This is a genomic window from Streptomyces turgidiscabies Car8 (assembly GCF_000331005.1).
In the GTDB taxonomy this organism is placed as follows: Bacteria; Actinomycetota; Actinomycetes; order Streptomycetales; family Streptomycetaceae; genus Streptomyces; species Streptomyces turgidiscabies.
In genome coordinates this window covers 1-14,034 of record NZ_AEJB01000171.1, presented here as the reverse complement: position 1 = coordinate 14,034, position 14,034 = coordinate 1, and the positions used below count along the sequence as shown (strand labels likewise).

Sequence of the window (14,034 nt, the reverse complement as noted above, 5' to 3'; positions counted from 1 at the left end):
CCGGCTGGCGTGACCATGCCCGCCCCGTCCCGGCATGATGGTGCTGCCCACGCCGAGCAGGGAATGCCGTGAGAGATGGAGGGCGCGTGTCACGCCAGGTACTGACGGTCTGCCCGGAGGGCACCGAGGGCTTTCGGACGATCGGAGAGGCACTGGCGAGGGCGCGCAGCGGCGCCGTGATCAGTGTGCGTCCCGGGATCTACGAAGAGAACCTCGTCGTCGCCACCCGGGTCACCATCGTGGCCGAGCAGGCGCGCGGCACGGTGGAGATACGTCCGCGGCGCGGCAGCGTGCTCACGCTGAAGGCGGACGCGGTGATGCTCACCGACCTGGTACTGCGCGGCCGTGATGAGGAACTGCCCGCCGTGGACGCCGCCCGGGGACAGGTCGCGATGGACGGCTGCGAGGTGTCCGGCGCCTCCTGGGCGGCTGTACTGGCCCGTGACGCCGGCTCGTTGGCGATGCGTGACTGCCGGGTCGCCCACGGCTGACCAGGGTGGAACGGGTTACTTCGCGGACGCGGCGGTCTGGATGTCCTTCAGCGTCTGCGCGGCGGACGCCTGGCCCAGCAGGTACGCCTGGATCTTGGAGCCGGTGTCGGTCTCGGCGGCTGCCGCGTACCAGGAGTTGGAGGGGAGGATCCGGTAACGCCCGTCCTTGAAGGCCGTGGTGAAGGCCGTCGTCTCGGTGCTCTCCGGTGTGGTGCCGCCCGTGAAGGGGGATTCCGCGTGCTCGGCGTCGAGGTACTTGGCGAGGTTCTCGCTCTGCGACCAGAACTTGACGTACTCGCGGGCCGCGTCGCCCTGCTGCGACTGGGAGTTGACGCCCCACATCGTGCCGGCGAACAGCATGCTGTTGGGCTTGGTGCCCGCTTCACCGCCGGGCCAGGGAGCGAACGAGACCGGGAAACCGGCCTTCTTGACGTTTGAGACCTGCCACGCGCCCTGGTACCAGAAGGCGCTCTTGCCGGCGCTGAAGTCCTGCGGGCCCTGGGCCCACTCGTCGACGCCGAGTTCGTTCTTCCAGTTGACGTACCCCTTGTCCTCCAGGGTCTTCAACTGGTCCAGCGGGCCCTTCCAGTCCGGGTCGAAGGACGTCTTGCCGGCCAGGAAGTCGGTGTCCCACTGCTTGTTCTTGTTGTAGACGAGGGTCGAACCGCTCGCCTGGAACACGGAGCTGCCGGTCCAGCCGCTCTTGTCGGGCAGCGCGATGGGGTTGATGCCGGCCTTCTTGACCTTGGCGAGGTCCGCGAGGAATGTCGGCCAGTCGGCGGGGACTTCGGTGACGCCCGCCTTCTTCAGCAGGTCCATGTTGGCGTACAGGCCGATGCCGATCAGCTCCATCGGCATGGCGAGGGTCTTGCCGTCGGCCTGCGCGAACGGCTTCGCGTCCGGGGCGATCTGGCTCGCCCACGACTCTCCGGAGAGGTCGGCCAGGTAGCCGGAGGCGCCCCACTTCTTCATCTTGTCCGTGTCGACCATGATCACGTCGCCGGCCTTGCCGCCGAGCAGCTCGGGCTGCAGCTTCTGGACGTAGGTGTCGTTCGCGGTGATGTACTCGAAGTCGACCTTGATGTCGGGGTGGGCCGCCTCGAACGCCTTGTTGATCTCCGCGACGTTCGCCGGCTCCGCGCCGCCGCCCTTCCACGCCTGCACGTGCAGGGTCACCTTGCCGTCCGCGGAGGTGTTGGACGACCCGCCTCCGCACGCGGCCAGCGAAACCGCCATGGCGGCGACCGCGGTGGCGATCGCGAGACCTCTCCCAGAACGCTTCATTGCATACCTCACCCATCGTCGGTACAGACCGACTTGTCATCTCTGAAGGGATGTGAACGGGCTGGTCGGTTTCCGTGTGGGGGAAGCACTTCATCCGGAAAGGGACCGGTCGACCCGATTTTGCGGCGACTGTTACTGCCGATGGCCGGGACTGTAACGCAAAACTTAGCGGACATCTATACGTAACTTTCGGTGGCCGAATGAAGTCACTTGAGTGGCCAAATCGCGTCAGGTTGCGGGTCTAATGTCGGATATCGGTGCAGTTGACCCGTGAGGCGGCGTGGCTGTGTGGGTGATTTCGTTGACGTCCTCGCTGCCTTATCGTTACAGTTTCCGGAGCGTTCACGGGTGGGAGGAGTTCGGGTGACAGGGCGGGTGACCATCGCGCAGGTGGCCGAGGAGGCCGGTGTCTCCGCGATGACCGTGTCCAATGTCGTGAACGGCAAGCCGGGGGCCTCCGAGGAGACCCGACGCCGTGTCATGGAGGTGGCCGGGCGGCTCGGCTACCGGCCGAACGTCTCGGCCCGCAACCTCAAGGCCGGCCGCAGCGGGCTCATCGGCCTCATAGCGCTGGACCTGACCAGTCAGTACGGCCTGGAGATCCTGCGTGGTGTCGCCGACGAACTGGCCAGTGTCGAGCAGGAGTTGCTCGTCAACGCCACCTACCACGACGCGGTGCGGGAGAAGGACCGGATCGAGTTCCTGGCGCACGGCCTCGTCGACGGGGTGCTCATGATCGCGCCGGTCCTGGAGGACGACACGGTCACCCTGCTGCGTCGGCAGAACCTGCCCTGCGTCATCATCGACCCCCGGCGCCTGGACGTACCGCTGCCCCGGCTGACCGTCGACAACTACCAGGGGATGCGTCAGGGCACGCAGCACCTCATCGACCTGGGGCACACCCGGATCGCCTACCTCCGTGGCGTGGAGGACCTCGAGAGCACGTCCCTCCGCTTCCAGGGTTTCGAGGACGCGATGCGGCTCGCGGGACTGAAGGTCGACGAACAGCTGATCGCCTCCTGCGACTTCTCCTACGCCAGCGGCTTCCGCGCCGCCGCCCGTCTGATCGACGACGACCACCACCGTCCTACGGCGATCGTCGCCGGCGCCGATCTGATGGCGCTCGGTGCCATCGACGCCGCCCGGGCGCGGGGGCTCAACGTGCCCACCGACTTCTCCGTCGTCGGCTTCGACGACCTTCCGCAGGCGGCGCAGAGCTTCCCAGGGCTCACCACCGTGCGTCAGCCGCTGCACGACATGGGCCAGAAGGCGGCCCGCGCCCTGCTGTCCGTCATCGACGGGCAGCGGCTGCTCATGGACCACATGGAGGTGGGGACGGAGCTGGTGGTGCGCAAGTCGACCGCCCCGCCCCCGCGCGACAGCGCGGTCTGACCCGCGCGCGCCTCGGCGCGTCCCCGGCACCGCCGTGTCCTACCTGGACACCGCCGCACCGGCCGGGACCACCTCGTACTACCGGGTCCTGGTGTACGGCGACGACGGTGACACTCCCCAGCAGATGGGTTACGGGGCGGTCCCGGGCACCCGCCCGGCGACGCCCGCCTCGGACTGACGCGCAACGGCGACCAGCCCGTTCTGCCGCCGCCCCGTCCTCACGAGGGGCGGCGGCTTTCCGGCTTCACCGGAGGGGCCGCCGCCTGGCGCGCCGGGACACCCGGGCCCCGAAGAAGATCAGGTCGGCGGCGAAGATCACGATGCCGATGGCCAGCAGGTATCCCAGGCCGGAGGCCGCCACGCCGATGATTCCCAGGATGACGGCCACCAGGATCACCAGCAGGAAGAGCGCCATCACGCCGACCACCTCCTCAGTGCGTGTGCGTGTGTCGGGCGAAGTTGTGTTCCGCGTCGTGTTCAGCGCCGGGCGAGCTGACGTTCGCCTCCCGCTCCCGGCTGGTACGTCATGCCGTAGTGCCGGAAGATCTCCTCCTCCTGCTCGGCGGGGAGCACGTCGTCCGTCCCGATCGACGGGGCGTTGCGTACCTCCGCCTTGGAGTAGGACACCTTGACGTAGCCCGGTCCGAGGACCACGTCGTCGAGGGGGACGAAGACCAGCCGGTGGCGGGTGGGCAGCCCGGTCCGGACGGTGGCCATGGCCGGCTCGTCGGTGGCGGTGTCCACGTAGACGGCCTCGAGCATGCCGATCTTGCGCTGCTTCGTGTCGATCACGTCGAAATTGCGCCACTCGCGGATGTCGGCTGAACGGATCATGCCCTGCTCCCTGTCTGCGCTCCGGCGGGTGGTGCGACGTCCCCGACACGAACCTGCCGTGCGCCGGGGTACCGGTGTACCGGGTGCCCTCGGGGCTCGAGCACATGCACGTGCCGACCTGTTTGTCATCGTATGACCGATACGGGCCCCGGGCATCGAGGAGGGGGCAGGTCGGGGACGCGTCCTGGGTGCGCGTCCTGGATGCCGAAGGGTTCGGCGTAGCGGACGGTGCCGCTGGGCAGCGGGTGGTCGGGGTCGAGGGTGAGGGCCATCATGGCCTCGTCCGGGACGTCGATGGTGAGATCGATGCCGTACGCGGAAGCCCTGCCGAAGCCGAACCGCGGGTGGTACGCGCCGGGTGCCCGAGGACGGTGACGAACGGCGACGCCATCGGCGACATGGTCGGCCTGGACGGTTCGGGTGTGCTGTGGCGGTGGTTCGGCGACGGCGCGGGACCAGCGTCAACGCCCTGGTACCCGGCGACCTGACCGGCGACGGCCGTCCCGACCTCCTCGGCCGGGACAGCGCGGGCGCCCTGTGGCGCTGGAACGGCACGTCGGCCGCGACCTTCGGCACGAAGGCCCGGATCGCCACCGGCTGGAACAACTACACCGGCCTGTACTGACCGTCCCCGTCCCCGTCCTCAGCACCGAGCCCCGGTGGTGAGGACGGGGACGGACGAGGCTCAGCGCACCGGGAAGCCGAACGCGTAACCCTGCTCCTTGAGCCGGGGGAGGACCTGGCGCAGGGCCTCGACGGTCTGGGAGCGGTCGCCGCCCGCGTCGTGGAAGAGGAGCGTCGGCCCGTTGGGCAGCTCCCGCTCGACGGTGGCGACGATGGCGTCCGTACCCGGCTGCTCGAAGTCCTTCGTGTCGACGTTCCAGCCCAGCGGGCGCATCCCCCGGGAGGCGGCGAGCTTGCGGCTGTAGGGGGTGAACGCGCCGCCGGGCGCGCGGTAGTACATCGGGCGTACGCCCCCGGACGCCTCGGTGATCATGCGTTCGGCGTCGAGTATCTGCTGCGACTGGTAGGCCTCGGACTTCTTGTCCATGGTGGTGTCGTGCGACACCGAGTGGTCGCACAGCCGGTGCCCGGCCGCGACGACCTTCTTCACAAGGTCCGGGTGGGCCTCCGCCTGCGTCCCCACCATGCAGAACGTGGCCTTCACGCCGAACTCCCGCAGCACGTCGAGTACTTGGGGGGTCCACTCGGGGTCGGGGCCGTCGTCGATGGTGATGTTGACGCCGCGCGCGCCCTTGTCCGAGGCGTGCACGATGGTCACCGCGACCGGCTTGACGGCACTGGCAGGCTTGGCCGTCGTGGTCGTCTTCGGCGTCGAACCGCCCACCGCACCGGCCTGCGCGGTCCACACCGAGGCACCTGTGGCGAGCAACGTCACCCCGAGCGCCGCGCCGAGTACCTTGCCGTACCAGCCCCGCCCGCCACTGTGCCGTGCCATGTCCGCCCCGCTTTCACGCAGTTCCTCGCCGATCACCGGTCACCTTGTGACCACCTGACTAGACGAGGGAAAGCGGCCGCAGGATGCGTCCGTTACCGATCAAGGACAATTACGGTGTGGTTCACGGACAACCGGGCGGCGCTCACCCTCCCGGGAGTACGAGAAGAGCGGCCTGCGCGGCGAGGAACCGGGCCAGTCGGTCGGGCGCGGAGTAGAACGGCGAGTGGTCGCAGTCGAGTTCGACGTGCACGGCGGCACGGCGGGCGCAGGTGCGCTGGGCCTCGGGCCGCACGGTCCGGTCCGCGCCGCATACGACGTACGCGCTGGGAACCGTCAGCCACGCCGGGTCGTCGAGGGGCGTGTCGGGAACGCGGCTGCGCATCGGCCGCCAGAGGTCCGCCGCGCGCTCGGCGTACCGGGGAGGCGTGCCGGAGTAGAGCGCCTCGCGGGCGGACGGCAGCAGGGTCACCGTGCCGTCGGGGTCTGTCTGTACGGAACGGTGGAAGGCGGGGTCGGTCCAGGTGGGCGTCAGTTGGGACGGGGACTCGCCGGGCAGGGGCATCCGTGAGGCGACGTAGACCAGGCGGGCCGCTTGGTGCCCGCCGGCGGAGACGGGCAGACCGCCGTAGCTGTGCGCGACCAGCAGTACGGGGCCGTGCGGTGCCGCCTCGCGTACGGCGGTGCGGACGGCCTCGGTGTCGTCGGTGAAGGAGGTGAGGGGCAGGTCGACGGCGTGGCTGCGGACGCCGGCCGTGTGCAGCCGCCCGGCCACTTCCTCCCAGCACCAGGAGCCGTGGTGGGCGCCGTGGACGAGGACGACGACAGGCTCGCGCTCTGGTGACCGGCTCACGGCAGGTTGCCGGGGTGCTGATCGGGGTCGACGGGCCGGTTGTTGAGGTCGACGGAGAGGAAGATGTCGTTGGCGACGGGGTTGCGCATCTCCTCGGCGAGCTGCCCGATCAGCCCGGCGGTACGGGCCAGCAGGGCGAAGCCGCGCAGCAGCGGGATGGGCAGGTCGAGGTCGGCCAGGGCGGCCCCGCACACCCCGGCGCCGTTCAAGGGCAGGGTCTTGCCGAGGAGTTGGGGGTGGGTCCGGCCGATCGCGGCGAACAGTGACAGGTGGGGGCCGAACTGTTTCTCCTCGGCGGCGATCTCCATGAGCCGGGGGGTGCGTGGGTCGCCGTCCTTGTGGACGTGATGGCCGAGGCCGGGCACGAACAGCCCGGCCGCCCGCCGCGCTCGTACGGTGTCCAGGGCGAGGACGTCCCAGCCCGCCTCGTCGTCCGGCAGTGGGCCGCGCTGATGGGCGATGACCTCGTGGAGGAAGGTCCCGGTGTCCTCGGTGACCCCGAGGAAACGGGAGCCGCCGCCCAGCAGTCCGGCGGCGAGCGCGCCCTGTACCGAGTCGGGGGCCGACAGGTAGGTGAGGCGGGTGACGATCGCGGTGGGGGTGAAGCCGTGGTCGGCGAGGGCGGCGAGGACGGCTTCGAAGACCCGTACCTGGCCGGGGGTGGGGCGGCGCTGGGTGGCGAGCCAGTAGGCGAGTTCACCGAATCCCACCTCGCCCATGACGTCACGGGCGAGGTCGGTGCCGAGGAGGGTGATCGACGTGCGGCTGGCTGCGCCCAGCGCGGTGGGGTAGGACGGCGGCTGGTCAGTCACGGGAATCTCCCTGCGCTGTCTGCGGATTCTGGGGATTCCGCGGTGCCGTGAGCCACTTGCGGAGTTCGGGGCCGTGCTCGTCGAGTTCCGGGGGCGGCAGCTCGTAGCGGGCCGGGGTGGCGGAGAAGGTGATCGGGTGACGTGTCGTGGGGACGGCCCGTTCGCCCTCGCCGACCTCGACGACGGGGTCGAGTCCGAAGCGCTCGGCCGTGGCGAAGCCTCCGTCGATGGTGTTGATGGGGGCGGCCGGTACCCCGGCGGCGACCAGGTCCTCGAACCAGTCGGCCGCGCCCCGGGTGGCGAGCCGCTCGACCAGCAGCGGCCTCAGTTCCTCGCGGCGGGCGGTGCGGTCCCTGTTGTGCGCGAACCTCGGGTCGTCGGCGATGCCGGGGATGCCGAGGACCTCGCACAGCCGCCTGAACTGGCCGTCGTTGGCGGCGGCGACGATCAGATCGCGGTCGGCGGTGGGGAAGGGCTCGTAGGGGAAGACGCTCGGGTGGGCGTTGCCCATCCGGTAGGGCACGGTGCCGCCGGCCACGTAGGCGGAGCTGTGGTTGACCAGGCCGGACAGCGCGGAGGACAGCAGGTTGACCTCGACGTGCTGGCCCTCGCCGGTCGCGTCGCGGTGTCGGAGCGCGGCGAGGATGCCGATGGTCGCGTGGTTGCCCGCCATCACGTCGAAGACGGAGATGCCGGCCCGGAAGGGCTCGCCCTCGGGGTCGCCGGTGAGGCTCATCAGACCGGAGATCGCCTGCACCATCAGGTCGTAGCCGGGCACGTGCGCGCCCGCGCCGGGCCCGAAGCCGCTGATCGAGGCGTAGACCACACCGGGGTTGCGGGCCGCGACACTCGCGTGGTCCAGGCCGTACTTCGCGAGCGCGCCCGGCTTGAAGTTCTCGATCACGACGTCCGCGCGGTGCGCCAGTTCACGGGCGGCCACCGCGTCGTCCTCGGCGCGCAGGTCGAGGGTGATGGAGCGCTTGTTGCGGTTGACGCCCAGGTAGTACGTGGACGTCTCACCCCGGGTCGGTGGCATCCACGAGCGGGTCTCGTCACCGCCGGGGGACTCGACCTTGACGACCTCGGCGCCGAGATCGGCCAGCAGCATCGTCGCGTAGGGGCCCGCCAGCACGCGGGAGAAGTCGGCGACGAGCAGCCCGGACAGCGGCCCGACAACTCCGCCGGGAGCTGTCGACCCTGTGGACATCTCCATGAACCCATCCCTCCGACCGCACAGCGGACATTCGTCCGCCAAATGCGATTGTGGCACGCCGAACGACGAGGAGGCGAGGGACCGAAGGAATTCACCGGACAGTGCGGGAGGCCCGGGGCCGGCTGCGGGACTCGGGAGCGGGACTCGGGAGTGGATCAGGGGTGGGAGGGGGACGGGGCCACCGACTGCGGGAGGGTGGCGAGGCGGGCGAAGTCGCAGCTGATGTCGCCGGCCGTCTGCAGCAGGAGCGGAAGGTGCTCCTCCCGGAGTTTCTCCACCGAGGTCTCGGCGGCGTGGGCGTTGACGTTGACGGCCGCGACCACCCGGCCCGCGCCGTCCCGCAGGGGCGCCGCGACCGAGCGGATACCCAGCGCCAGATCCTCGTCGGCCAGCGCCCAGCCACGGGCCCGCACCTCGCGCAGCACCTCGTCCCGCTCCTCCCGGCCGGGCCGCCACAGCGCGGTGAGCCCGGAGCGGGTCGGTTCCGCGAGCGTCTTCTCCAGCTGTTCCGGCTCCAGCGCCGCCAGCAGCACCTTGCCCAACGAGGTCTGCAGCGCCGGGAACCTGGTGCCGATCTGGACGGACAGCGTGACGATCTTCGGCACGGCGACCCGGGCGACGTACACGATGTCGCTGCCGTCGAGCTGCGCGACCGAGCAGGACTCGCGCGTCCGTTCCACCAGTCGCTCCATGTGCGGCCGGGCGACATCCCACAGCCCCAGCGAGCCGACGTACGCCGCGCCCAGGTCGAGCACGCGCGGGGTGAGCGCGAAGCCCCTGTCCGAGGCGCGGACAAAGCCGAGCTCTTCGAGGGTCAGCAGGATCCGCCGTACCGTCGGACGGGCCAGGCCGGTCGCCGCCGCCAGTTCCGAGAGGGACATCACCGGGCGCTGCGGAGCGAACGCGGTGATCACGTCGAGCCCGCGGGCCAACGCCTCGATGAAGTCGGGCCCGGTACCGGTACGCGGCATCTGAGGCCCCTCACAGTCGTTCGGCTGGGTGTTCAGGTTACTGCCCGCTGTCCGCATGCCGTCCACATGCTGTCCACGCCTGTGGACAACGCCGCATCCGGGGAATCGGCTCCCGCGATTCTCTTGACGTCACGGTCCGGGCGCACGAAGGTAACGAGAGCGACCGTCTGGCGGACAGGCGTCCGTCGCTCGGTCCGTCGCCCGCTGCCCGGCGGACCAAGGAACCTCAAGGAGAGTCGACGATGACCCAGGCTTCCCCCGCATCCTCAGCCGCGTCCAGCACCGCGGCCCTGCCCTCACGGCTGCATCACAACGCGTACGTCACCCGCGACCAGGAGGCCACCCGGGCCTTCTACGAGGACATCGTCGGCCTGCCCCTCGTCGCCACCTGGAAGGAGTCCGACGAACTCTTCGGCGCGGTACGCACGTACTGCCACACCTTCTACGGCCTCGGTGACGGCAGCGCCCTCGCCTTCTTCCAGTTCGCCGACCCCGAGGACCAGAAGCAGTTCGGCCCCGAGATGCCGCACTCACCGTTCCAGCACATCGCCCTCAAGGTCACCGAGGACGTGCAGAACGCGATCACCGAGCGGCTGGAGAAGGCGAACTGGCGGCCCGAGGAGACCTACGTCCTGGAACACGGCTACTGCCGCTCCCTCTACACCAGCGACCCCAATGGCCTGCTCCTCGAATTCACCCTGGACGCGCCCGGCATCGAGACGAGCGACGCCGAACGCCGCCGCACCGCCCGCGCGGAACTCGCCTCCTGGCTCGCCGGCGAGCACACCACAAACAACACCTACCGCTGACCGGCCCGACATCACGCGGGACGGCAACGGCAACGGCAACGGCAACGGCAACGTCACGGCCCGCCGGCACGGTCAGTGCCGACGGGCCGTTCGTACTCAACTCAACTCAACTCAACTCGACTCGGTCCAGCTCAGTGCGGGTGTCAGCCGACGGTCCACTTCTGGCTCGTCGCGCCCGTGCCCGTCAGCTGGACGACCGCCGCTCCGGTCGTCGTCGCGTTGCTCAGCACGCCCAGGTTCAGCCCACTGTGCACGGCCACCAGCATGTAGACGCTGCCGGTGTAGCTGCCGACCAGGTCGAAGAAGAACTGCTGGTTGGTCCCGCCGTTGCAGGTCCACTGGATGAGCTGGCGGTTCTCGGCGGTCGACTTGCTGGGGACGTCCAGGCACAGCCCGCTGTTGACGTTCTTCAGCGTGTAGATGTTGGCCGACACCTTGGTGAGGGTCCACTTCTGGTCCGCCCCGCCCGTGCCGGTCGCCTGGACGATGTTGGCGTTGGAGGCGGTGGACGCGCCGGTGACGTCGAGCAGCATGGAGCTGCCCGAGTTCGTCAGGGTGTGCGCCGCCGCACTCGGCACGCCGCTGTTCGGCGTCCAGGTGCCCGCCTGGACGTCCAGTGACCAGGTCGGGTACTGGCCGAGGTTGACCGTCGTACCGCTGATGGTCAGCGGCAGCCAGATCATCTGGGACGCGCCGAGGTCGGAGGCGTTCCAGCGGTCACCGGCGTAGATGTACGTCGTACCGGAGGTGCCGGCCACCGTGATGATGTTGGCGGTCTGGCTGCCGTACGTCTTGGTGCCCGGGGCGGCGAAGTTGCGCATCGGCGCCCAGGTGCCGCCGACGGAGGTGGCGGTGGAGTAGACGTTGTCGTTCAGGCTCCAGCCCGTGAGGTGCGAGGCGAGCAGATAGTAGATCCCGTTGGCCTTGACCATCGCGGGCGACTCGAAGCTGTTGGCGCCGCCGCCGCTGCCCAGAACGGCGACCGTGCTCACCGGGGTGAGGTAGTCGCTGGAGAGCAGGTCGATGCGCAGGCCGTTGTTGCGGTCCTCCGACAAAAGGTAGGCGGTGCCGTCGGTGTCCTGGAACAGGCCGATGTCGCGGCTCAGTTGGCCCAGCGGGCGCGAGCTGCCCCGGTAGTCGTAGGCGCCGCAGGGCGTGCTGCTGGTGGCGACACCGACCTTGGCCTCGGAGTAGTTGGAGCTGTCGATGTGCACGTACATGACGTACTTCTGGGTGCCGGCGTTGTAGATCACCTTCGGCCGCTCGACCACCCGGGACGGCCCGAGGTCGCCGCTGCTCTGGAGGGACAGCGCGTCGCCCTGGTACGTCCAGTTCGCGAGGTCGGTCGAGCTGTAGCAGGCGATGGCCCGGAAGGACGTGTCGGTCGAGGTCTCGCCCGTCTTGTTCTCGCCGAAGCCGTACCAGGTGTCACCGACCTTGATGATGCCCATGCCGTGGAGCTGCAGGGCGTTGCCGCTGGTGTCGGTCCGCGCCGCGCCGGTCGTGAAGGTCACGGAGGCGGCCTGGGCGGCCGAGGCGGGTATCAGGAGCGAGGCCATGCCTGTCAGCAGAGACAGGAGCAGCACGGCGACTGTGCGCCATGGGCGGTGGCGGTGGCTGTCGCTCCGGCCGGTGGACGTTCCTTGCAACATGCTGTTCCGCCTCTTCTTCGAGGTCCCCCGGTATATGTCCGTCGTTTGGCGGGTTAATGACAACTGTCGCCAGAAGCCCTGTCAAGACGTGGACGTTGGTTTCTGTTTCTTTTCATCGGCTTTGCGTGCACCCGTTGACCAGCCGGAAGGCGGGGAGTAGAACAACCCCGACGGATCGCATGGTTTGTTACTGGTTGGTTTTGTTCGACTGTGAGGTGGGCACACCATGGAAGCTCCCGCATCACCCGGGTCGCCCGTATCGCGCGGCAACCCGTCGCGGCGAGGGATCCTCAAGGGAGCGGCGGTCACCGCCGGAGGTGCGGTCCTGGGCCTCGGCGGAGCGTCCGTAGCGCGGGCGGCGGACTCGTCGATCACGGCGACCTCGCCGGACGGCGCGAACAGGATCACCATGTCGCTGGTCGGCGGCGTGCTCCAGTGGTCCGTGAAACGCGGCGGCACGACCGTCCTCAACTCCTCCGCGCTGGGCCTGGCACTGAGCGACGGCACCCGACTCGGCACCGGCAACGTGTCGGTGACCAACTACCAGCACTGGACGAAGGACAGCACCTGGACGCCGGTCTACGGCCGTAACGCGACCGTCCGCGACCACTACCAGGAGATGCGCTGGAACCTCCGGGAAGCCACCAGCGGCGTCAACTTCTCCGTCCAACTGCGCGCCTACGACACCGGTGTCGCCCTGCGCTGCGTCCTGCTCGACGCGGGCACCGCCACCATCTCCGACGAGCTGACCACCTGGGCGTTCCCCGCGAACACGACGGTCTACAGCGCCCGCGACGAGGACGCCTACAGCCCGCTCGCGCCGGGTGCCATCCCGCTCACCGGCACCTCCACCACCGACAACGGCAACCTCAGCGACCTCCCGCTGCTGGTCACCCTGGACAGCGGACTGTGCGCGACCGTCTGCGAATCGTCCCGGGTCAACTACCCGCGCTCGATGGTCAGTTCCGTCACCGGAGCCGACAGCACGCTCAAGACGTACCTGATGAAGAAGCCCGCCCGTTCCTCGGGCACCGCGCAGAACACCACGACCGTCACCACGCCCTTCGCCACACCCTGGCGGGTCCTGGTGCTCGGCGACGAGGCCGGCGACCTGATCGACAACGCCGAACTCGTCCTCAACCTCGCCCCGCCCTGCGCCCTTCCGGACACCTCCTGGATCAGGCCGGGCAAGGTGTTCCGCTGCGAACTGACCACCGCCGCAGGCACCCAGGGCGTGGACTTCGCCGTCGCCCGCAACCTGGAGTACATCGAGTACGACGCCGGCTGGTACGGCCCGGAGTTCAGCACCCCCGACGCCACCACCCCGATAGCCGCGATCGACCTGCCAGCCGTGATCGACTACGCCACCGGTCACGGCGTGGGCGTCTTCCTCTACGTCAACCGCATCGCCCTGACGGACCCGGACACCCTGTTCGCCCTGTACAGGAGCTGGGGCGTGGCCGGGATCAAGCTCGGCTTCATCAACGACGGCACCCAGGCCATGACGAACCAGATCATCGCCTGGGCGAAGGCCGCCGCGAAGTACGAGCTGCTCATCGACATGCACGACGACGTCCGCTCCTGGGGATACGAGCGCACGTATCCCAACTGGATCAGTCTGGAGGGCGTCCGGGGCAACGAGCAGTTCCCGACCGCCACCAACAACGTCCTGCTGCCCTTCGCCCGTAACGTCGGCGGCCCGATGGACTACACCATCTGCTACGGCCAGTCGCGCGACCAGACCACCAACAACCACCAGATGGCGATGGCCGCCGTCTACTACCAGCCGCTCAACTTCCTCTACTGGTACTCCAAGCCCTCCGCCTACGCCACCACCGCCAACTGGCCGGGCCTCGCCTGGTTCGAAGCCATCCCCACCACCTGGGACGAGAGCACCACGGTGGCGGCCGCCGTCGGCGAGTACGTCGCGGTGGCCCGTCGCAGCGGCACCACGTGGTTCCTCGGAGCGATGACCGACGAGGACGCCCGCACCCTGTCGGTCCCGCTGACCTTCCTCGACAGCGGCACGACCTACACGGCCACGATCTACGCCGACGGCACGCCGGGCAGCACCCCGCACGCGACCCCCACCGTCGTCAGCACCCGGACGGTCACCTCCGCCACCACCCTCAGCGTGACCATGACCAGCGCGGGCGGCCAGGCGGTGATCCTGACACCGGCGAACCAGGTGGCCTGACGATCACCGTGCGAGATGCGTCCCGAGGGGTTGACGGAGGCAGGCGTGACGGCCACGTTGGACGATGCCG

The 14,034-nt window shown here is 69.4% G+C and carries 14 protein-coding genes and 2 pseudogenes; 6 read left to right on the top strand and 10 right to left on the bottom strand.

What is annotated here, in order from left to right:
• Positions 1-86: 86 nt before the first annotated feature.
• Positions 87-482 (top strand): annotated as a pseudogene (locus STRTUCAR8_RS10645) (right-handed parallel beta-helix repeat-containing protein); the annotation flags it as partial.
• 24 nt (positions 483-506) lie between these two features.
• Here the strand turns inward: STRTUCAR8_RS10645 and STRTUCAR8_RS10640 are convergent.
• Positions 507-1,775, bottom strand: coding sequence for an ABC transporter substrate-binding protein (locus STRTUCAR8_RS10640; RefSeq protein WP_006375617.1), 1,269 nt, complete (start codon positions 1,773-1,775; stop codon positions 507-509).
• 363 nt (positions 1,776-2,138) lie between these two features.
• On the opposite strand from STRTUCAR8_RS10640, the gene STRTUCAR8_RS10635 reads away from it, so the two are divergent.
• Both STRTUCAR8_RS10635 and STRTUCAR8_RS52435 read left to right on the top strand, forming a co-directional pair.
• Entirely contained in the window at positions 2,139-3,167 is a 1,029-nt protein-coding gene (locus STRTUCAR8_RS10635) for a LacI family DNA-binding transcriptional regulator (protein ID WP_006375620.1), read from the top strand.
• Between the two features lie 34 nt (positions 3,168-3,201).
• Complete coding sequence (locus STRTUCAR8_RS52435; protein ID WP_158697395.1) at positions 3,202-3,345, top strand: hypothetical protein; 144 nt, start codon at positions 3,202-3,204, stop codon at positions 3,343-3,345.
• Positions 3,346-3,411: 66 nt separating this feature from the next.
• Here STRTUCAR8_RS52435 and STRTUCAR8_RS10630 read toward each other — a convergent pair whose 3' ends face one another.
• The 3 genes and pseudogenes from STRTUCAR8_RS10630 to STRTUCAR8_RS49530 form a co-directional block, all read right to left on the bottom strand.
• On the bottom strand, positions 3,412-3,585 hold the full coding sequence (locus tag STRTUCAR8_RS10630) for a hypothetical protein (RefSeq protein WP_006375616.1): 174 nt from the start codon (positions 3,583-3,585) through the stop codon (positions 3,412-3,414).
• A gap of 59 nt (positions 3,586-3,644) precedes the next feature.
• Entirely contained in the window at positions 3,645-4,001 is a 357-nt protein-coding gene (locus STRTUCAR8_RS10625) for a PRC-barrel domain-containing protein (protein WP_006375626.1), read from the bottom strand.
• 200 nt (positions 4,002-4,201) lie between these two features.
• A pseudogene (locus tag STRTUCAR8_RS49530) lies at positions 4,202-4,377 on the bottom strand (GNAT family N-acetyltransferase); the annotation flags it as partial.
• Positions 4,378-4,434: 57 nt separating this feature from the next.
• Here STRTUCAR8_RS49530 and STRTUCAR8_RS10620 point away from each other — a divergent pair.
• A complete protein-coding gene (locus STRTUCAR8_RS10620; protein WP_143666630.1) occupies positions 4,435-4,626 on the top strand; it encodes a VCBS repeat-containing protein in 192 nt (63 codons plus the stop codon).
• Between the two features lie 60 nt (positions 4,627-4,686).
• On the opposite strand, the gene STRTUCAR8_RS10615 is transcribed toward STRTUCAR8_RS10620, so the two are convergent.
• The 5 genes from STRTUCAR8_RS10615 to STRTUCAR8_RS10595 all read right to left on the bottom strand — a co-directional run bounded on the left by STRTUCAR8_RS10615 (position 4,687) and on the right by STRTUCAR8_RS10595 (position 9,306).
• Positions 4,687-5,460, bottom strand: coding sequence for a polysaccharide deacetylase family protein (locus STRTUCAR8_RS10615; RefSeq protein ID WP_044471986.1), 774 nt, complete (start codon positions 5,458-5,460; stop codon positions 4,687-4,689).
• A gap of 142 nt (positions 5,461-5,602) precedes the next feature.
• Positions 5,603-6,310 (bottom strand): alpha/beta fold hydrolase, encoded by a 708-nt coding sequence (locus STRTUCAR8_RS10610; RefSeq protein ID WP_006375618.1) that lies wholly within the window; start codon positions 6,308-6,310, stop codon positions 5,603-5,605.
• Positions 6,307-7,122: a citryl-CoA lyase gene (locus STRTUCAR8_RS10605; RefSeq protein WP_006375623.1), complete on the bottom strand. Its 816-nt coding sequence runs from the start codon at positions 7,120-7,122 to the stop codon at positions 6,307-6,309. Before STRTUCAR8_RS10605 ends, STRTUCAR8_RS10610 begins: the two co-directional genes overlap by 4 nt.
• Entirely contained in the window at positions 7,115-8,335 is a 1,221-nt protein-coding gene (locus STRTUCAR8_RS10600) for a CaiB/BaiF CoA transferase family protein (RefSeq protein WP_006375629.1), read from the bottom strand. Before STRTUCAR8_RS10600 ends, STRTUCAR8_RS10605 begins: the two co-directional genes overlap by 8 nt.
• A 155-nt stretch (positions 8,336-8,490) precedes the next feature.
• Positions 8,491-9,306: an IclR family transcriptional regulator domain-containing protein gene (locus STRTUCAR8_RS10595; RefSeq protein ID WP_044471985.1), complete on the bottom strand. Its 816-nt coding sequence runs from the start codon at positions 9,304-9,306 to the stop codon at positions 8,491-8,493.
• A gap of 242 nt (positions 9,307-9,548) precedes the next feature.
• Here STRTUCAR8_RS10595 and STRTUCAR8_RS10590 point away from each other — a divergent pair, with 242 nt between their 5' ends.
• Entirely contained in the window at positions 9,549-10,115 is a 567-nt protein-coding gene (locus STRTUCAR8_RS10590) for a VOC family protein (RefSeq protein WP_006375628.1), read from the top strand.
• Positions 10,116-10,258: 143 nt separating this feature from the next.
• Here STRTUCAR8_RS10590 and STRTUCAR8_RS10585 read toward each other — a convergent pair whose 3' ends face one another.
• Positions 10,259-11,767: an RICIN domain-containing protein gene (locus tag STRTUCAR8_RS10585; protein WP_006375615.1), complete on the bottom strand. Its 1,509-nt coding sequence runs from the start codon at positions 11,765-11,767 to the stop codon at positions 10,259-10,261.
• A gap of 226 nt (positions 11,768-11,993) precedes the next feature.
• Between STRTUCAR8_RS10585 and STRTUCAR8_RS10580 the strand changes: the two genes are divergently transcribed.
• On the top strand, positions 11,994-13,964 hold the full coding sequence (locus STRTUCAR8_RS10580) for a glycoside hydrolase family 97 protein (RefSeq protein WP_006375624.1): 1,971 nt from the start codon (positions 11,994-11,996) through the stop codon (positions 13,962-13,964).
• Positions 13,965-14,034: the final 70 nt, after the last annotated feature.

What these genes read in the sequence shown, in the direction of transcription:
- STRTUCAR8_RS10640 (WP_006375617.1), bottom strand. Translation starts at nt 1,775, where the DNA reads ATGAAGCGTTCTGGGAGAGGTCTCGCGATCGCCACCGCGGTCGCCGCC.
- STRTUCAR8_RS10625 (WP_006375626.1), bottom strand. Translation starts at nt 4,001, where the DNA reads ATGATCCGTTCAGCCGACATCCGCGAGTGGCGCAATTTCGACGTGATC.
- STRTUCAR8_RS10615 (WP_044471986.1), bottom strand. Translation starts at nt 5,460, where the DNA reads ATGGCACGGCACAGTGGCGGGCGGGGCTGGTACGGCAAGGTACTCGGC.
- STRTUCAR8_RS10600 (WP_006375629.1), bottom strand. Translation starts at nt 8,335, where the DNA reads ATGGAGATGTCCACAGGGTCGACAGCTCCCGGCGGAGTTGTCGGGCCG.
- STRTUCAR8_RS10595 (WP_044471985.1), bottom strand. Translation starts at nt 9,306, where the DNA reads ATGCCGCGTACCGGTACCGGGCCCGACTTCATCGAGGCGTTGGCCCGC.
- STRTUCAR8_RS10590 (WP_006375628.1), top strand. Translation starts at nt 9,549, where the DNA reads ATGACCCAGGCTTCCCCCGCATCCTCAGCCGCGTCCAGCACCGCGGCC.
- STRTUCAR8_RS10585 (WP_006375615.1), bottom strand. Translation starts at nt 11,767, where the DNA reads ATGTTGCAAGGAACGTCCACCGGCCGGAGCGACAGCCACCGCCACCGC.
- STRTUCAR8_RS10580 (WP_006375624.1), top strand. Translation starts at nt 11,994, where the DNA reads ATGGAAGCTCCCGCATCACCCGGGTCGCCCGTATCGCGCGGCAACCCG.